The sequence below is a fragment of the Alteromonas macleodii genome (assembly GCF_903772925.1).
Lineage (GTDB): Bacteria > Pseudomonadota > Gammaproteobacteria > Enterobacterales > Alteromonadaceae > Alteromonas > Alteromonas macleodii_A.
The window spans coordinates 3,881,691-3,899,256 of sequence record NZ_LR812090.1; the positions used below are offsets into that span (position 1 = coordinate 3,881,691).

Annotated in this window: 17 protein-coding genes; 13 read left to right on the plus strand and 4 right to left on the minus strand. The window is 41.7% G+C overall.

Features of this window, described 5'->3' with window-relative positions:
* Positions 1 to 62: 62 nt before the first annotated feature.
* Both PCAR9_RS16645 and PCAR9_RS16650 read left to right on the plus strand, forming a co-directional pair.
* The gene (locus PCAR9_RS16645) at positions 63 to 389 is read left to right on the plus strand and encodes a hypothetical protein (protein ID WP_179984580.1); all 327 of its coding nucleotides are present in this window, start codon (positions 63 to 65) and stop codon (positions 387 to 389) included.
* A 358-nt stretch (positions 390 to 747) separates the two neighbouring features.
* The gene (locus PCAR9_RS16650) at positions 748 to 1,305 is read left to right on the plus strand and encodes a hypothetical protein (protein ID WP_179984581.1); all 558 of its coding nucleotides are present in this window, start codon (positions 748 to 750) and stop codon (positions 1,303 to 1,305) included.
* A 79-nt stretch (positions 1,306 to 1,384) separates the two neighbouring features.
* On the opposite strand, the gene PCAR9_RS16655 is transcribed toward PCAR9_RS16650, so the two are convergent.
* The 3 genes from PCAR9_RS16655 to PCAR9_RS16665 all read right to left on the minus strand — a co-directional run bounded on the left by PCAR9_RS16655 (position 1,385) and on the right by PCAR9_RS16665 (position 4,533).
* Positions 1,385 to 2,083, minus strand: a complete 699-nt coding sequence (locus PCAR9_RS16655; protein ID WP_179984582.1) for a hypothetical protein — start codon at positions 2,081 to 2,083, stop codon at positions 1,385 to 1,387.
* Between the two features lie 435 nt (positions 2,084 to 2,518).
* Entirely contained in the window at positions 2,519 to 2,950 is a 432-nt protein-coding gene (locus tag PCAR9_RS20130) for a hypothetical protein (protein WP_232091239.1), read from the minus strand.
* The gene (locus PCAR9_RS16665) at positions 2,950 to 4,533 is read right to left on the minus strand and encodes an FAD/NAD(P)-binding protein (RefSeq protein ID WP_179984583.1); all 1,584 of its coding nucleotides are present in this window, start codon (positions 4,531 to 4,533) and stop codon (positions 2,950 to 2,952) included. Before PCAR9_RS16665 ends, PCAR9_RS20130 begins: the two co-directional genes overlap by 1 nt.
* Before the next feature lie 475 nt (positions 4,534 to 5,008).
* Here PCAR9_RS16665 and PCAR9_RS16670 point away from each other — a divergent pair, with 475 nt between their 5' ends.
* The 9 genes from PCAR9_RS16670 (at position 5,009) to PCAR9_RS16710 (ending at position 14,719) form a co-directional block, all read left to right on the plus strand.
* On the plus strand, positions 5,009 to 5,575 hold the full coding sequence (locus PCAR9_RS16670; protein ID WP_179984584.1) for a hypothetical protein: 567 nt from the start codon (positions 5,009 to 5,011) through the stop codon (positions 5,573 to 5,575).
* On the plus strand, positions 5,572 to 6,597 hold the full coding sequence (locus tag PCAR9_RS16675) for a glycosyltransferase (RefSeq protein WP_179984585.1): 1,026 nt from the start codon (positions 5,572 to 5,574) through the stop codon (positions 6,595 to 6,597). The genes PCAR9_RS16670 and PCAR9_RS16675 overlap by 4 nt, the downstream gene beginning before the upstream one ends.
* Before the next feature lie 8 nt (positions 6,598 to 6,605).
* The gene (locus PCAR9_RS16680; RefSeq protein WP_179984586.1) at positions 6,606 to 7,634 is read left to right on the plus strand and encodes a glycosyltransferase; all 1,029 of its coding nucleotides are present in this window, start codon (positions 6,606 to 6,608) and stop codon (positions 7,632 to 7,634) included.
* Entirely contained in the window at positions 7,615 to 8,658 is a 1,044-nt protein-coding gene (locus PCAR9_RS16685) for a glycosyltransferase (protein WP_179984587.1), read from the plus strand. Before PCAR9_RS16680 ends, PCAR9_RS16685 begins: the two co-directional genes overlap by 20 nt.
* Positions 8,655 to 9,491: a glycosyltransferase family 2 protein gene (locus PCAR9_RS16690; protein WP_179984588.1), complete on the plus strand. Its 837-nt coding sequence runs from the start codon at positions 8,655 to 8,657 to the stop codon at positions 9,489 to 9,491. Before PCAR9_RS16685 ends, PCAR9_RS16690 begins: the two co-directional genes overlap by 4 nt.
* 278 nt (positions 9,492 to 9,769) lie before the next feature.
* Entirely contained in the window at positions 9,770 to 10,321 is a 552-nt protein-coding gene (locus PCAR9_RS16695) for a hypothetical protein (RefSeq protein ID WP_179984589.1), read from the plus strand.
* A gap of 3 nt (positions 10,322 to 10,324) precedes the next feature.
* Positions 10,325 to 12,088, plus strand: coding sequence for an OmpA family protein (locus PCAR9_RS16700; protein ID WP_179984590.1), 1,764 nt, complete (start codon positions 10,325 to 10,327; stop codon positions 12,086 to 12,088).
* A gap of 15 nt (positions 12,089 to 12,103) precedes the next feature.
* Complete coding sequence (locus tag PCAR9_RS16705; RefSeq protein WP_179984591.1) at positions 12,104 to 12,589, plus strand: Rab family GTPase; 486 nt, start codon at positions 12,104 to 12,106, stop codon at positions 12,587 to 12,589.
* Positions 12,590 to 12,598: 9 nt separating this feature from the next.
* Positions 12,599 to 14,719, plus strand: a complete 2,121-nt coding sequence (locus PCAR9_RS16710) for a putative bifunctional diguanylate cyclase/phosphodiesterase (RefSeq protein ID WP_179984592.1) — start codon at positions 12,599 to 12,601, stop codon at positions 14,717 to 14,719.
* A gap of 84 nt (positions 14,720 to 14,803) precedes the next feature.
* On the opposite strand, the gene fghA is transcribed toward PCAR9_RS16710, so the two are convergent.
* Complete coding sequence (gene fghA / locus PCAR9_RS16715) at positions 14,804 to 15,646, minus strand: S-formylglutathione hydrolase (protein ID WP_179984593.1); 843 nt, start codon at positions 15,644 to 15,646, stop codon at positions 14,804 to 14,806.
* Between the two features lie 113 nt (positions 15,647 to 15,759).
* Here fghA and yihG (PCAR9_RS16720) point away from each other — a divergent pair, with 113 nt between their 5' ends.
* Positions 15,760 to 16,674, plus strand: coding sequence for a 1-acylglycerol-3-phosphate O-acyltransferase, YihG family (gene yihG, locus PCAR9_RS16720; RefSeq protein ID WP_179984594.1), 915 nt, complete (start codon positions 15,760 to 15,762; stop codon positions 16,672 to 16,674).
* Positions 16,671 to 17,564 (plus strand): 1-acylglycerol-3-phosphate O-acyltransferase, YihG family, encoded by an 894-nt coding sequence (gene yihG / locus PCAR9_RS16725; protein ID WP_179984595.1) that lies wholly within the window; start codon positions 16,671 to 16,673, stop codon positions 17,562 to 17,564. Before yihG (PCAR9_RS16720) ends, yihG (PCAR9_RS16725) begins: the two co-directional genes overlap by 4 nt.
* Positions 17,565 to 17,566 lie beyond the last annotated feature (2 nt).

The window sequence follows — 17,566 nt, forward strand, 5'->3', positions numbered from 1 at the left end:
AGAAAAATTACCCTATTCCTGACTTATTAAAAGGTAAGACTAATCAGGAAAGGAAATAAGACATGACACATCTATCACTCGTTGAACAGCCAAAGCGTTGTTTCTCAGATGATGAGGACTGTATCGCTTTGTACGAGAGCGAAGACTCGTATATCTATTACGTGAGGAATTATGCAGCTCAAACTGAGTTTCTGCTGCTCAGCTTGGATTTGATGATGAGTTTGGACGAGAAGTTCAGAACCGTGGCGGGCGTTTATTTCACACCGCACTTCTCGGTTCTTAAACATTTTGAGTCAGAAGTCACACATCACTTACTTACAAGTGCACTATTGCCTCACTTTCATTACTTGTTCAACTGTAGTGTTTCAAAGTTCATCAAAAGACTTTGAACTACTGAAGCCAGCTTTTCGCTGGCTTTATTTATACCTAACAGGCGAGTTCAAAACCTCTGTATCCATCGTTCCTCCTCTCATAAACGCTGCGGTGAATCGCGACGAAGCTCAATAGTTCAACTTCAAACAACATCCTAGCTCCTAACTAATAGCCACCAAAATAAATTTCAAACAATTTTTTGATTTTAAGGCGCTTTGTGTATGCCTAATCGCTAACATTTACCAAGAAGTAAGTTTTGAGAATGTCTTCGCTCACATCGCAGATTATTTTCAAAAAAGCGCAAATGAGGTTGTGTTTATTTCTCGCTTTTCCAAATACACTTTTAACTGTCAGAACAAAATGAGGCTGTACTCGATGGTAACCACTTTATTTTCATTACTGGTTCAACAATTCAATAATGCGTATGTACAACCAAGTGATATCTCAACGTGGTTTGCAGCGAAACCTGCTTCGAAGACGCTTCTTACCGATCTGGCAAAGTATTTCGCACAGTCTAAGGAATTGGATTGTGATATTTCGTTGATGCAAGTGGCTAAGGATTTAGTCGCAAGCAAGTCAGCTAAACTGAGTACCCCGAAAAACATGCAAGATATCAGTCTTCACGAACAGTCTGTGGATACGCTAAACGCGTCAATGTCAAAACTCCAACTAGCCACCTTTTTCTTTCAGCAGCTCGGCAATCGCGCAGTTGTTCCATTTGCTGAAGCTGCTCAACTTTTTCAAATCTCAGCTGGTTCGGCGGAAGCAAAGCTGAAAAGCGGAACTTATAAAGGTTTGTGTTACATGGAAGTCGAGAAAGAAAATCGCAAGTCTCGACCCTTGGTAAGCGTATTAGACCTTGCTGACTACTTTTACAAGAAGAGGGATGTGGTGATTCTTGGCGATGCGCCGACTGAAAAGATTAACGAGTAGAAGAACCTGACGAGCACCATGCTCGCCTCTAAGCTTATAGGAGGCGAGCGGCTAATATATCTTAAAGATTTATATCTAACTATAACTCAAAGTCACAGGCTGCTATCTCGCTCTTAGACTCCCAACGCACATCGTCTAGGCGCTCATATAAAAAATCTTTGTTTTTAAACGAGAAGACATCTCGTTTGCCGAAAAAATATCCCTCGCCCACTTCGGTTACCTGACCTTTCCATAAAACTTTCTGCTTTTTATCAGTAACCTGTTCTACGTAACCAAGTTTATTATCGTAAGAACATACTTCATCCCCAAGTTCATAGTCTGCATTGAGTCTATTGCTCCAAATACCTTCCTTTGCTGCAACGTATGACTGGTAAACTGGATCTACTCTATTGGCGTACGATTTTGCTCGTTCAGTTATTGAAATAGTGCCTTGATCGTATTGACATACCGCTCGAACTGGTTGGTCGATTTGAGTGGTATGGAAGACTCTTCGACCGCCTTGTTTTAGCATGTAAACACTATCTTGCTGCTCCACATAACTTACAAGAGCATTCATTTCGTTAAACGGCTCTTTTCCCCCTACTTTTCTTAATTCCAATGCATCTATGGAAGCTTGATTTAAGCTTGCACAAAATCCTTTTACCTTATCTATTGAGGTCAAGTCTGACTTTGAATATAGAATACCTTCTGATACTCCATAAATATCGTTAGCTAAGGTATTGGTCGTTAAAAATGAAGTTGATAATCCAAGTGAAAAAAGCGCTGCCACCTTGAGCATGTATATCTCCCTATCTTTATTTTTGATTTTTTAGCGGGCAAAAAGGTATCACGACAAACATCGCTTTACTAGATTTTGTAAATTGAACTAAAAATGTTGTTTTTGAAGAGGAAGTGGCCAGTTGTAATCATCAAACGTTTTAGTAACATGAGTTTGCGAGACTTTCGCACTAACGCAGGGACTAATAGGTGGAATCATATTGAGGGAGCGCTGCTTAAAACCTTATATTTAAAGAGCTAGAGAAGAACTGCTCGTACAGTCCAGCATTGGAGCGACAGAGAATCTTCGGTTAAAGGGGGTGATTAGCACTGCGTTACCTTTTCTTATCTGTAAAACGTGGTCAAAAATGCGCCATAAAATTAGGCGATGCGCATTCTACCTAGCTATGTGCCAAAACAAAAGCGGGCAAGATTATAAACATGACTTTGGCCCGATTTATTTATCACGAAGCTCAGAGTTAGAAAAAATATTGTAGTAATAAGTTGCTGACCAAGTCAGCATCATAAAACCAACAAGGGAGATTGAATCAATAAAAATTGCCAGTTCACTGTGCGGTGTATGGGTCAAACTTCCTAAAGTCGTAAAACTACTGGCCGCAATATGAACGTAATCATCTATGGATAAACTCACATCACCTTTGAAACCATTTATACCCCATACTTCATAGGCGAAATACGTCATCAAGGTATACCAAGCAATTTCGACAAGGTGAATGAGAAATAGGCACACTACTACCGATACACTCATCATAAAATGAGAAGAAAAGCGTTTTGAAAACTGGGTGATTGTTCTTAATCCCCAGTAGTGAAATATAATTATTTCTATGGCGCTGAAAAGCATAAAGAGAACGCACGCAAAGAGTAACATTATTCACCTACAGCTTCTTCGTATGCATCAGTTTGGACACAATGATGAGCGATTTGCTTTCCAAAATCTGCGCATGTTCCTAAACCAGGGATATTAATATACCAAGGTGTCACGAAAGCAGATCCCACATAAAGTTGAGTAGACTTGCCATTTATCAGTAACTCGTGATTTTCAGCGACCGACCACTCGTCACCGTTTGTATACGCCCCTCTTTCGTAGTTTTTTCCGCTAAAGGTTAATAAGTCCTTAAGCTTTGCTAGTTTGTCCTCACATTCGATTATACCTTTAGCGTTAATTTTGATGCCGTCTGCATTACTATCTTCTTCTAACTTTGCATCTTCAGCCTGCTCAAAAGTAAGCACTTTGCTGTCATACAATGCAATGATCCGATTTGCGCTTTCTAGTGGAATTGAAGCGAAACTCGCTGAGAGCTGCGACTTTATATCTTGATGCTGAGTAAGAAAATCCTTAAGTAACAGGGGCGATTGCTGAATGTAATCTATACCAGCAGCAATAACAGCGGGCCAATCTGACTGACGACTTTCATCAGCTAAAGAAAGCAATTCTGCTTTGAGCTTCAAAATAGGATGGCTTTGCTCATTACGCTGGTTGAGAAAAGTAAGGCTTTCAGTGAAAGACATGTTTTTAATCTGATGATAGATCTTCGGCATACTTTGCTTAAAAAGAGGCAATAACTTGTGGCGAAAGAAACTCTCTACATTACTAACATCAATTGCACAGTCTGCATTTAATATTTTTTTGTAGTCAGTAACAGTATCACTGTTATACCAAACTTTCGGAAACACTCCCGAACGTGAACGCATTACTATTTGGAAATCGTGTTTAGTTCGGTATTCAATCCCATTCGCACTGTCGTAGAACTGCCCTTTAGTTCTCGCAATAGATAAAGCGGCGTCGATTGCCGTCAATGACATCCCGTCAATGGTAAATTTGCTGGCATCTTCGTGTGTATATTGCTTTGGGGGATAAGCCCAAAGCGCATCATCAAGTTTTTCTTTGGCACATAGATCGCCGCCCATGTTGACCACGACACGATCGAAACCTGAACACCGTTCTTTGCTCGTATCAACGGTAAAACGATGGTTCTCTAAGGCAATGGATTTGACCTCAGTGTGAAGCTTTACGGTAACGTCTAAACCTTTTTGTTTTAGGCTCTGAATCGCTCGATTAAAGCAAAAACCTAAATACTCTCCTAATACTGCTCTTGGAATAACCTTGTTTGCTGCCTCCTCAGGATAGTCCGCGCACGAAAGAAAAGTCTTTAGGGTCGTTGGAACCAGGTCTTCACCATATATTTCATGGAGCCAAGCGGAAAAAGAGACGTTAAGCTTTGGGATTTCATTCTCTTTTAAATTAGAAAGTAAATTGGGGCTAGCATTTTCATTTCTAAATGGGGTTCCTTTGCCGGGCTCGGCATGTTTTTCAAAAATAACTATAGTCTGCGGAAAAACGTTTTTCTCCAATAACTCGCAAAGAAAATAAAGCGTCGTTGGCCCTGCGCCAATTATGGCTATATTTTTTTGTACACAATCTTGGTGAAAACTATTTTCCATGACGATCATCTCTTTTCCCTTTATTGCTTTTATTTAATCTAAGGTAAATTAGATCATTCAATTTAGTATTTATAGCATCTGTAATTATTCCTCGCCCGCTGCAACATTTTCATCCCATACGTTTCTTCATATTGTCACTCCCACAGTAAATCGGGCTTATCTGAAGGCTTTGTCCACGCTTATACAGTAGGCACACCTATTGCTTAAGCTCTTTTTGTTTTAGTTCTCTATGCTTTAGTTGTCTTCACTAAAGTTATCTGTTTCAGCTTTTTGCCGTCACGGTGTAGTTAGAGCATTGAACGTATTCACTGCCTTACATGAGAGGGATATTCACATGGTATTTTTAAGTTCATCAAAAATTAATTCTGAATTAACAAAGTCTGAAAAGTTATTGAAGAAGCTGCCTTACTGGAAAATTTCAGAACGCTTAAAATTAGAGTTAAAACTACGCCATTTAAAAGAACAGCTTCATAAGTAGGTTGATATGGAACATCAATTAAGTGCTATTTTTGTTACTTACGAAATGGTCGAATCTGCCTTACAAAATATTGAAAGGCTGCTTGTATCTATGCCCACTGCAAATATTATTCTTGTAGATAACTCGCCCCAAGAATATAAAGATAAGGACATATATAAAAATACTATAGAGCGTATTACTTCGAAGGTTACTTATTTAGAAAACTGCACGAACTCAAGGTTTACCGCTTATAACCTAGCGCTTAAGACGGTAACTAACGGAAGAGTGGTATTTAGAACTGATGACGACGTTTTTAACGAGTCTGTCACAGCAAAGGTTGCTAAAGCTTCTTGGCGCGGTTTTGCAGTTACGCCCCATAAGTTCGATGGCCAGCTACAGGTTAAACAGGATCACCAACGCCCCATAGAAACTTGCGTATTTGACCATCACTTTCTTAAAGGTTTATTACCGTTTGAGAACGCTACCAGCGCTGACTGGAAACTTTTAAAGCGCGCATACGATAAACAATGCCCCGAAACATTTGCCGAAGTCATACTTCATAAAATTGGTCATGGCAGAGAAATGACCGCATGAAAATAGCCATAATTGCACATCCCCGCTTTCCTATTAAGTCGCCTTTCCCAGGGGGCCTAGAAGCCTTTATTGCGTCTTTAGTTCCGCAATATAGTGCTCATGCAGAAGTTACGGTCTACGCGCATCCGGGTTCTCAAATCCAGAGCCCAGCTAAACTCGTAACGTTTCCGTTCGATACCGAAGCCCACAAGCAATACCCCGAGCTAATAGAAAATGATTTTTTGCTTAAAGTTATGAACGATATACGGCTTAAAGGCTTTGACGCTGTTCATAACAATGCTATCAGCCCTATTCCAACAGTTTGGGCATGTAAATACGACATTCCCATGCTTACAACCTTGCATACACCACCTTACAGCCGCCTCAAAGCATCGGCAGAACTCTCTTCTTTGTCTCCTTTTGTTCATTACAATGCTGTTTCCTATAGCGTCGCTGAGGCGTGGCAACCCTACATCAACGATACAATAGACGTTATTTACAATGGTATTGAGTTATCCCAGTGGGAAGGTAAAAAACAAACAAAAGATCAGCTATTCAGTTTTGGCAGAATTGTCCCTTCTAAAGGTTTCGACCTGGCGATTAAGGCAGCTAACCTTGTGGGTATAGAGCTCAACATCGCTGGCCCTATTTACGATCAAAACTATTTTGATGACAAGATATCGCCTTTCTTGGGCAAAGCCGTGAACTACTTAGGCCATTTGAATCATATGGAGTTACAAAGCCAGTTAAAGAAATCGCGAGCGGCAATTTTTGGCGTACGCTGGGACGAACCCTTTGGACTTTCTACCGTAGAGGCCATGGCAACGGGTACCCCTGTAGCGGCTTTTAACCGGGGCGCGTTTCCAGAAGTCGTATCTAAAGAAGGTGGCGCCTTAGCACGGGGTAACAATGTAGAAAGCCTCGCCGAAGCTATAAGCGCTTCTTTAGATAAACATAGTCAGGATGTCATACATCGCGCTCATAGGTTTCCTTTAGACGCTATGTGTTCCGCTTACCTCGATAAACTGGCACGTGTTTCATGAAGGTTTTAATGGTAACAAGCCCCATCGTATCGTTGAGAGAGCCCTTTAAAGGTGGGACCGAATCATTTGTCGTTAGCCTTGCAAACGGTATGGCTGATGCGGGGCATCAGGTAGATGTTCTATGTAAAGATGCCGACGAAGACAATAAGTTTAATACGCTTCACCTACAAGAGTCGGCTTTTCGTATGACTGACGCCATCACTAGTGAAACTGAAGGTCAAAAGCTCTATCAGGCTGCCCAATTCGGACTTTTCAATGCGGATGATTACGACGTTATACACTTTCACAGCTATTACCACGCCATGTTTGAATTCGCTTATTTTCATCAAAGACGTAACATTGTGACGCTACACAGCCCTTTGTCCGAACGACTTGCGCTTACGCATAAATTGAACAGTATGAGAAGTGACGATAGGTATGTGGCGGTATCGCAACGTTTAGCTGATGAGTGGTGTTCGACCATATCCACCCCAATTGATGTTGTACAAAATGGTATTGACCTCTCACGACTGCCTCCTGCAGCGCCAAATAAACAGAGCGACTTAGTATGGGTAGGCAGGCTGTGCAAAGAGAAGAACCCCGAAGCCGCCATTCGCGCGGCGAAGCAGCTTAATATTTCGTTGATACTTTACGGCCCGATTAGTGATGAAACGCACTTCAACAACGATATCGCACCGTTATTGGATGCCAAGATAAAATACGGCGGGCATCTACCACAGCAAGTACTCTATGAAAGGATCTCTGAAGCTCGTGCCCTCTTTATTACTTCGCTTTGGAAGGAACCCTTTGGCTTAGTAACACTTGAGTCACTAGCGATGGGTACGCCAGTTATAGGAACAACCCAAGCGATTCCCAGCGAGCTTCGTGTGCCTCCTTTAACCCAAACTATAGATCTTGACGACGTAGAATCACTACTAAGTGCCTATCGGGAAGCAGTCAGTATATCGGCAAGCCGATGCCAAAAGGCAGCCCGACAATTTGATATCTCCAATACTGTTAAGGCATACGAGCGCATCTATGAACAAGCAAAAACCTAAAATCCTTTTTTACATACACCATCATGGCAAAGGTCATTTATCACGAGTGCAGCTGCTGATCCCTATTATTGAAAAATTTGCTCACGTTTCATTAATTATTGCGCAAGATGACTTTTTACCGGCAGTGAAGTGTGCGCTACCAGAAAGGAAAATTGTTACCTTGCCGTCGAAATGGTCTTCATCCGATGTGGGTAAAAAGCGTACTTTCGATACCGCGTTTGAAGGTGTTCCTTTATCTGCACAATCTACTCTACGCGCCAGTTTCTTTGTAAACCATCTGCAAAAAGAGGCTTATGATGGCTTTATTAGCGATGTTTCGGCCGAGCTTACTATTTACGCTCGCGGTGCAGGTATACCCGTTTTAATGCAGCGACACTCGGGAGATATATCTATCGATCCTACTCAGGTTTTCGCATACCAGTGTGCAAATGCTTTATACGCTCCCTACCCACGACAGCTAGAAGCTGATGATTATGCTTTTTTCAACAAAACGTATTTTTTAGGGAGCTTAGTTACAAGTAAGAATAACTCTGCGCACCATTACAACGGCATAAGTATTGTTCACAGTGACCATGAAGTTATCAATGCAATATGCGAGGCTTTACTGCCAATAGAATTGCCTATAACAGCTATTGGTAGTGAACGCTCCAACCTACATCATTTAGACAAGATTACGTACTACGAACAGGTGAGTGACATAACGCACTCTGCGAACACCGACATAATTTTTTGCAGCGGGGGAAACAATACCCTATGTGAGCTGCTCGCGGCCGGCAAGAAGCTTATTGTTATTCCAGAGCCACGTCCCTATGAAGAACAAACCGCTAAGGCGATAAAATTATCTGATATTAATGCAGCTGTTCACTTGCCAAAAGCTGAGTTGGCCAATGGAGAAAATATCATCAAGGCGCTAAAAGCTTCGAACGATATAAAGACTGACACTATTAACGATATGTTTGATACAAGCTCTTCATCGCAGTGGGAACAAAGCTTTGAAAATTTAATAAGGGAGCATTTTTTATGAGTTTTTCTGTGGTTACGCTAGTAAAGGGTAGAAAAAAACAACTCGAAAACATGCTTGAAAGTATTAAACAGAGCACAATAGTCCCGAGTGAAATCGTAATTGTTTGGATGGAAGAGGAAACACGCAACGCACGCGTTGAAGATGAAGACCTGAACATTAAACAGCTTTACCTGGAAAAAGGAGAACTCCCCTTAGCTAAGGCTCGAAATTTGGGATTTGAAAATACGACTCACGAACGCGTTATATTTTTGGATGTTGACTGCATATGCAGTCCTACTCTTTTTGAAGGATTGCTTAACGGCCTGAAAGACAAAACCATTACCTCTGCATATGCAAGATACCTCCCCTACATTCCTTTGTCTGGCTTGTATACGCAAATTGAACAAGATGCTCTTTCACACCCTAAACGAGCGCAACTTGACGCAAACACACCACTACCTCATAAGAAGTTTTGGTCACTTGTTTTTGCATTGCGCAAGGATGATTTCTACGTCATTGGCGGATTTGATGAGGATTTCACAGGTTATGGTGGTGAAGACACCGACTTTGCAGAGCGATTTAATAAACAGTACTTCGATTTTATTCTCATAGATGATGAAGTCTTACATCAATATCACTTTAAATATTCGCCCCCACTCAATTATTTAGAAGCAATCGTAGAGAACGCTAACCTCTTCTATCACAAACATGGATATTTTGCGATGTATTCATGGCTACAAGAGTTTTGCAAAAGAAGTTATGTGACTTTTGATGAACGTAAGCATAATTTTAAAGTTGTGCGCTTGCCGCACCAATTAGATATCGAGTTAGCTCTGTCTACAAAACCCTACTAGTTAACGCTTTAACTTTTCATTAGATTCGAAGGTCTATCTATCAGCCTCACTTAATAGTGCTTGAAGTCTCCTTGCACTATTAAATTATTAACAACCCTCTGAAAAATTTGCTTTTTTTAACTAGGTATTTACCACTATTATGCTTTTAGCGTATTTCAAAATAAGTAATTAGCGGCTATTGTATAAAGTAATAACCGTAATTATTAGCACAAATAAAAATGTGATCGCAGATTACTCGCTATTGAAAGCAAAAGTACTGCACCTTCCGGAGACATTTTATGGCGGACAAGAAGCCGAAGGATCAACAAGCGCAAGACGTACACGCAACGCAGAGCGCTCCCCAACCAGCTGACGAACTTGCTCAACTTAGAGAAATATTGTTTGGTCAAACAAACCGTGCTTTTCGCGCAGATCTTTCTGCCCTTGAGTCTCGTGTAAATGAAAGCTTCGCTAAATTAAACACGCATCTTGATAATCAGTTCAGTGATATACGTAAACTTATCGATGATCAGATCTCAGAGCTTTCTAATCAGCTAGCCAGCGCTAATGACAACAACAGTAACGTACAAGAACAGCTTCAGCACACTACCGATAAGCTGCAAAGTGAACTGGAAATCGCTGAAACATCAGCGAAGAACGACAACGACGCTTTAGAAGCTCATGTAGTGAAAGAATTGGAGTCACTAGACAACTTGTTTAGCAAGCGTCATCAAGAGTTGTTAGAAAAGCTTCAGCAAGTTACTAGCGAGCTTTCAGAGAGTAAAACTGACAGGAAAACACTGGCAAACTTACTTTCAACCATGGCAACCAACCTCGCTACTGATCATTAATTAATGAGTGACAAGGTGCCGTCGTCTGAATTGCCGGACAACTCTCTTGAAAAAGTCAGAGAGCTACTTATTGGACGAGATGACAAATTCGTTCAACAGAAGCTTGATCGCGATGCAAAGGGCTTTGTGAGCAATGTTGTTTCTGAAGCATTATTTGAACGGGAAACAAAAGATGGCTCGGTTAACAAAGTTCTTGTTCCCCTTGTCGAAAAATCACTGCACCGCTCTATTGAAGCTAACAGTGAAAAGATTGTAGGCACACTTTACCCGTTGGTCGGTACGTTAGTAAGAAAAGCCGTTTCTTCATTTCTCGTTGAGTTTGTTGAGCGAACCAATGCATTAATCGAGAATAGCTTTAGCCCCAAAAGTATCTCGTGGCGCTTTAAAGCCTGGCAGTCTGGCGTTAAATACTCTGAATATGTTGCTTCACAAATTTACCAGTATCAAGTTCAACAGCTGCTCGTCATTCATCGAGAAACCGGCACGTTACTTCACAGTATCTCCTCAGATCCGGATAAAGAAAAAGATGCGGATCTCATTTCATCAATGCTTGTGGCTATCAATGATTTTGTTGCAGATGCGTTTGGTGTCACCGCTACCGAGTCTGATAACGAGCTGGGCGAGATTAAAACAGAAGATTTTACGCTGTTGATTAAAATTGGCCCTCAAGCGTTACTTGTCGCAGCGGTAACGGGAAGTATTCCTCCTGAGGTTCGCGGTAAGCTTCAGCAGGCTTTGGAAGATTTTCATCAGTTTTACCAACAACCATTAGTCAATTATGAGGGAGACAATGCCCCTTTTGAGGGATGCGAAACTATCCTTGCGGATTGCTTGGTCAGCGAAAGAAAAGAAGGCGAAGGCAAAAAGTCAAAACGCTTGATAGGCGCTGCCGTGCTTTTGGTAATCTTCATCGCCTTAGCGGTACTTTCTTTCATGCGACTATCGCTAAGTATTTTAAAGAGCGAGCTGCACGAGCTTACGCCTCCCCCTGGTATCATTGTCACCGATACCTATATATCAAATGGCATTGTACATACAAAAGTACTGCGCGACCCTATTTCCACCAGCATTGATCAATGGTTCAGCGACAATGGAATCGATGCAGAAAAGGTCACGGTAATTGAAGAGCCCTTTGTCTCTTTAAAACCAAGTGTGGTAGAGCGTAAACTTGAAACGCTCGTGAACCAGTACCCACTCAACGAGCTTGAAAGCATAACTATAGAAAAAGAGGAAAACCGCAGATTCCTGATATCAGGAGCCGTGTATAACACAACCGCGATAGACCTTACTCAGCAAATAAGCGCAATCCCAGGTATATCAGCAGTTTCCGTAGACACTACTGCCCTAAACGTAAAACCGGCTTATAACGTTGATGATGCTGCGCTTCAAAAAGCAACGTTAAACCGACTCGTTAATAAAGTTTCTTCACAAAATGTACTTTTTGCTACTAACCAAGAAGCGCTTTCTGAAGTACAGTTAGCAAAATTAGAGACACTGGCAAACGATATAAAACAACTATTAATGCTTGCGGATAAAACAAATACTGTTGTGAGTATTATTGTAATGGGTGCCAGTGACAATTCAGGCTCAAGCGCACGCAATCGTGCCTTGAGCCAAAAACGAGCAGAGAATGTTGTGAATTCATTAATTTCACTTGGTGTAGAAAGTGATATCCTTATACCCGTAAGCTTAGGAGAGCTGCCATTGCAGAAGGCATCAATGGGGCGTTCAGTTATGTTAAATGTTTTAATATCCAGTGAGCAATAGTAAGGAAGCTTTGCGGTGATACAGAAAAAAGTTTGTATTCTAGGGCCCACTGGTGTTGGTAAAACAAGCCTAGTAAAGCAGTTTGTCGAAGGTATTTTTTCCGAAAAGTACAAGACAACTATTGGCGTAAAAATAGACAAAAAACAAGTCAATAAAGAAGGCCGAGGTGTTCAGCTTCTCCTTTGGGATTTAGAGGGTATTGATAGATACTGCGGCTTTAATCCCCGCTACCTTCGCGGCGCCAGTGCTTATATTATTGTGGTTGATCAAACTCGCTCTCAATCTTTGCTTGAGGGTATAGAAATCCTTGACCTTGCACGCGAGCATTACCCCGACATTCCCGCCTTTTTCGTAGTGAATAAAACTGACCTCCCCACTAGCTGGCATTGGAGTGAAGAAGAGCTGAATAATTACGCACAGAGATTTTCTTCACTTACTAAAACAAGTGCGAAAACCGGTGAAAATGTAGAAAACTTATTCAGTACAATTGCGTTTTGGTAGGAGAATGCCATGGATATCCATTTATTAAATGCGCTGGGCATAACTAACTGCGCGTTGTTTAAGTGTAACTCTGAAGACGACATCACGTGTTTAACACCGGAACTTCCATGGTTATTGAACGTAGTTTCGCTTGACGAAAACAATAAGCTGCAAAAAAAGCACGTTCCATCGATCTTTTTAGATGATTTCTTTTTCGATGCTGATGAGGTTTGGAAAGGAGAAACGTCGTTCACCCTATCTTCCGGTTTTTGGACCGAACAAAACGAAAATCAGCTTTTGCGTCTTGAAGCCCTGGCTATAAATAGCGGCTCTGGCTCTCGCTATCTAGTGGTCAAGAACGTTGAAGAACAATTTGATGAAAAACAACAGACGCTTCAAGCTGCCCGTGAATTGCTGTTAAGTCACCATGAAATTGTAGGACAGCACGAATACATTAGGCATAGATTAAATAATGTGCTGCGCAAAAACACTCGACTACAAAAGCTCGTGCCGCCTATACAGCAAGCTATTCATAATTTAGAAACGGGTGTTGTTATTTTAGATAATGAAGGGGCGTTAATTTTAGACAACAAAGCTTCACACCGGCTTCTGTTGTGTAATAGCACTACACCAAGCTCTATACGTATCATGGAGCTAATCAAAGATATCGACGCGCCGTCTACTTTTCTACCCGCATTAGTGCAACGTAAAGCACCGTGGCAAGGCGAAATATACTGGCAACCGGTAGACGATTATAAGGTTTGGCTTCAGGTCACTATCCACCCTGTATTACATGGCGAAGAGCTCACCCATTGGGTTTATTTGTTTACTGACATCACGCACATACATAATAAAGAAGAAAGTGTGCTTACTGCCAGCGGCATGGATTCATTAACCAAAGTAGCCAATCGGAATTTGTTCACCGATACGGTAAGACGGTTAGTTCAGGAAGACACTCCTTTTAAGCTATTTATTATTGATATCTGCGATTTCAAAAAGATTAATGAGGCGCTGAGCTACCAATCTGGGGATGAAATCTTAAAATCATTTGCTTTGCGGCTACAGGCCTTTGTTGGAAATAGCGGGTTTATTGCAAGGATTGGCAGTAACGAGTTCGCACTCGTAAAACGAATAGATACGTTTAAAGATGTAAGTAGCAGCGAGTACGTAAAACAGCTTGTGAGCAAGCTAACCAAGACCTACACCGTGCTTAACGGCAGCGAGCCTAATTTAGGTATTAACATTGGTGAAGCAAGTTTTCCGCAAGATTGCTCTTCAGCAGAAACATTACTTCAATGTACAGATGTCGCACTTCAAGCTGCTAAATATCAGGGCAGAAACATCTCGTTAGTTTACAGCGAAGAGTTGCATAGTCAGCATAATGCTATTTACGAACTTGAATCAGAACTGCGGCGAGCGATTGCAAACAATGAGCTAAAACTATTCCTACAGCCTATTGTTGACCTTTCCACTGGAAAAATCGTCAAGTGCGAAGCGTTAACGCGATGGATAACACCAGAAGGTAAGTTTATTTCGCCGGAAGTTTTTATACCATTAGCAGAGAAAAGTGAGCTCATTTTTCCCTTTGGCGAATGGCTTATTAATGAAGCTTGTGCCGCCATTGAGGCACTAAAGGCATCTAACCTAGATATCAGGTTAGCTATCAATATATCCGGCCGACAAGTATCAGATTTAGCGCTACTAAACCAAATTAAGAATGCCCTGGAAGACCACCAGCTTTTCGGTTCTAACCTTTCGATTGAACTTACAGAGAGCGTATTCATTGAGAGCTTGGAAACAGTATCCATATTACTAAATGAACTTAGAGCTATGGGTATTACTGTATCAATTGACGATTTTGGTACAGGCTTTAGCTCACTTGTCTATTTGAAAAAGTTGCCCATTGATGAGCTTAAGATTGACCGCTCTTTCGTAAGCGAACTAGAGAAGAACACCGACGACCAAGCTATCGTTCAGGCGATTCTAGGGCTTGCGAATAATCTAAATATCAAAATAATTGCTGAAGGCATTGAAACGCCACAACAGCAGCAGTTTCTACAGAATCACCAATGCGCATACGGCCAAGGGTATTTATATCAGCGACCCGTTGCGATTGATGAGTTCATCTCACTTGCAAGAAAGCTCAAGTAATTTACAGCCTTTTATGCAAAATAATACAAAAAGCCGGAACTTGTTCCGGCTTTTTAGTGCACTTCTTAACTTAAATGAACACGCTTAAATTAGGCCCATATGTCCCGCATGGAACTCTAAATGCTCTTCAATAAACGATGCAATGAAGAAATAGCTATGATCGTAACCTTCGTGCATATTTAGCGTAAGCTGCGTATCTGATTGCTGCGCAGCATGTACCAGAGACTGAGGCTTTAACTGTTCGTGCAAGAACTCATCTTTTGTGCCCTGCTCTACCAACAAAGGCACACTATGGGTTTTGCTTGCTAACAGCAAAGATGCGTCGTAGTCCTTCCATGCTGCCTTGCCATCACCTAGGTATCTGCCTAGTGCTTTTTCTCCCCATGGGCAATCTGACGGATTCGAGATTGGGCTAAACGCTGATACTGAAACAAATTTGTTTGGGTTACGCATGCCGATAACAAGCGCCCCGTGCCCGCCCATAGAATGTCCGCTAATTGCTCGCTCTTTAGTTACAGGAAATTCGCTTTCGATAAGCGCTGGCAGTTCATCAACAATGTAACTATACATGTTGTAGTGTTTGTCCCACGGAGCTTGAGTTGCGTCTACATAGAAGCCCGCTCCTAGACCGAAGTCATAAGCGCCTTCTTCATCATCGGGCACACCTTCACCACGAGGTGAAGTATCAGGTGCCACGATGGCCATACCCAGTTCTGCAGCAAGCTTCATTGCCCCCGCTTTCTGCATAAAGTTTTGATCGGTACAGGTTAACCCCGATAGCCAATATAATACCGGCACCGGCTTTTCTCTAGAGGCAAATGGGGGTAGAAAAATTGCGAAAGTCATATCGCATTGTGTGGTTTCAGCTTTGTGGGTGTAGCGCAAATGCTGGCCCCCAAATGCTTTATTTTCGCCAATTAGCTCCATTTCAGCTCCTTGAATTCGTAAAATTGCACCTTTATTGTGGAATCAGTAAAGGCTCTATCGGATTTTAGATCAAGTTCGTTTACACTAAGCGCCTAATTTTTGAGGTAAGTACAATGGTAAAAGCCCTGTTGCATCATATTGTTGGCACTATTTCGGTTATCTGCTATTTCCTGAATACAGTTTTGTGGTCAACGCCTATATTCATTCTCGCGATTTTTAAATTAATCCCCATAACCCCGTGGCGACGCTTCATCTCTTATTTGCTCGATGCCTGCGCTACCGCGTGGATTGGTGTAAACAACCTTAATCAGCGCATCAGCGGTCGAACCAAATGGCAGGTAAACGGACTAGAAAAACTTACCCGAGATGATTGGTATCTCGTCGTTGCTAACCACCAATCTTGGGTCGATATCCTTGTTCTTCAACGTGTATTCAACCGAAAAATCCCTTTTTTAAAGTTTTTCCTTAAAAAAGAGCTAATCTATGTACCAATTCTTGGATTGGCATGGTGGGCGCTCGACTTCCCATTTATGCAGCGGTATTCAAAGTCTTTCTTGGCTAAAAACCCGCATCTCAAAGGAAAGGACATGGAAACTACACGCAAAGCGTGCGAGAAGTTTCGCAACAAGCCCGTTAGTATTATGAACTTTGTAGAAGGCACCCGCTTTACGCAGGGAAAACACGATAGGCAGAACTCGCCTTTTCAGCATCTTCTTAAGCCCAAAGCAGGCGGGATTGCTTTTGTGTTATCGGCCATGGGTGACCAGCTACATAAATTGATAGATGTCACAATAGACTACCCTAACGGCGTTCCTTCTTTTTGGGACTTCGTGAGTGGCAAAGTGCGCGACATCCGCGTAAATATAAAGGTTATGCCTATTAAAGACATTATGGAAAATGGCGTATTCAACGATAGTTACTTTGATGATCCGCAAGTTCGCGCCCGTTTTCAAACGTGGCTAAATGAACAATGGCACGCCAAAGATCAGCTTTTAGATTCACTTAACGCAACTCAGAAACCATTATGATCCGTGTAGTACTTGCGCCTTTTATTTTTGTTTTGCACACCACGCTGCAAATTCTGAACCTCGCTCTATGGGGCGGACTAATTATTCTACTTGGCTTGGTAAAACTGCTGTTACCAAATGGAAGAATTAGAACTGCCTGGAACAAGGTTATGCATGCCCTAATGTTTAGCTTTGGGCGTATCAGTGTGCTGTTAATCAGGCTATTTAATAAGGTTGATATTGAGTGTTCGGTTCATGGTGAGCTTTCAAAAAACAGTTGGTATCTAATTATCGCTAATCACCTAAGTTATCTAGATATTATTCTACTTATTGAATTTGCCACACACCGCATTCCCGCGCCTAAGTTCTTTCTTAAGAAAGAGCTCATCTGGTTACCCTTTGTTGGGTTAGGCGCTTGGGCGCTCGACATGCCCTTTATGCATAGATATACCCGCGCATATTTGGAAAAAAATCCAGACAAGAAAGGCAAGGACTTAGAAACCACTAAAGCGTATTGTGAAAAGTTTAGAACGGTTCCTACTACCGTCATCAACTTTGTGGAAGGAACGCGCTTCACAACGCAAAAGCATTTATCTAAGCAAAGCCCTTACGAAAACTTACTGCCACCAAAAGCGGGCGGGGTTTCTTTCACGCTTTCAGCTATGGGTGAGCTATTTACTAACGTGCTAGATATCTCGCTACTTTACCCTGAAAATAAACGTCACCCCATGATGGCAATGCTAAGCGGACAGATGACAAAAATCGTTATCGACGTAAACGTTACCCCAGTGCCAGAGCTACAACAAGAATCAGAACGCACTGAGTCTGAGTTTCGTCTTTATTTCCAAAACTGGTTAAATGGTCTGTGGGAAAATAAAGACAACCGTATAAAGAAATTGTTGGAGTCGTAAAT

Bases quoted from the DNA above. Each gene is read 5' to 3' on its own strand.
- PCAR9_RS16645 (WP_179984580.1), top strand. From the start codon at position 63: ATGACACATCTATCACTCGTTGAACAGCCAAAGCGTTGTTTCTCAGAT.
- PCAR9_RS16650 (WP_179984581.1), top strand. From the start codon at position 748: ATGGTAACCACTTTATTTTCATTACTGGTTCAACAATTCAATAATGCG.
- PCAR9_RS16655 (WP_179984582.1), bottom strand. From the start codon at position 2,083: ATGCTCAAGGTGGCAGCGCTTTTTTCACTTGGATTATCAACTTCATTT.
- PCAR9_RS20130 (WP_232091239.1), bottom strand. From the start codon at position 2,950: ATGTTACTCTTTGCGTGCGTTCTCTTTATGCTTTTCAGCGCCATAGAA.
- PCAR9_RS16665 (WP_179984583.1), bottom strand. From the start codon at position 4,533: ATGATCGTCATGGAAAATAGTTTTCACCAAGATTGTGTACAAAAAAAT.
- PCAR9_RS16670 (WP_179984584.1), top strand. From the start codon at position 5,009: ATGGAACATCAATTAAGTGCTATTTTTGTTACTTACGAAATGGTCGAA.
- PCAR9_RS16675 (WP_179984585.1), top strand. From the start codon at position 5,572: ATGAAAATAGCCATAATTGCACATCCCCGCTTTCCTATTAAGTCGCCT.
- PCAR9_RS16680 (WP_179984586.1), top strand. From the start codon at position 6,606: ATGGTAACAAGCCCCATCGTATCGTTGAGAGAGCCCTTTAAAGGTGGG.
- PCAR9_RS16685 (WP_179984587.1), top strand. From the start codon at position 7,615: ATGAACAAGCAAAAACCTAAAATCCTTTTTTACATACACCATCATGGC.
- PCAR9_RS16690 (WP_179984588.1), top strand. From the start codon at position 8,655: ATGAGTTTTTCTGTGGTTACGCTAGTAAAGGGTAGAAAAAAACAACTC.
- PCAR9_RS16695 (WP_179984589.1), top strand. From the start codon at position 9,770: ATGGCGGACAAGAAGCCGAAGGATCAACAAGCGCAAGACGTACACGCA.
- PCAR9_RS16700 (WP_179984590.1), top strand. From the start codon at position 10,325: ATGAGTGACAAGGTGCCGTCGTCTGAATTGCCGGACAACTCTCTTGAA.
- PCAR9_RS16710 (WP_179984592.1), top strand. From the start codon at position 12,599: ATGGATATCCATTTATTAAATGCGCTGGGCATAACTAACTGCGCGTTG.
- fghA (WP_179984593.1), bottom strand. From the start codon at position 15,646: ATGGAGCTAATTGGCGAAAATAAAGCATTTGGGGGCCAGCATTTGCGC.
- yihG (WP_179984594.1), top strand. From the start codon at position 15,760: ATGGTAAAAGCCCTGTTGCATCATATTGTTGGCACTATTTCGGTTATC.
- yihG (WP_179984595.1), top strand. From the start codon at position 16,671: ATGATCCGTGTAGTACTTGCGCCTTTTATTTTTGTTTTGCACACCACG.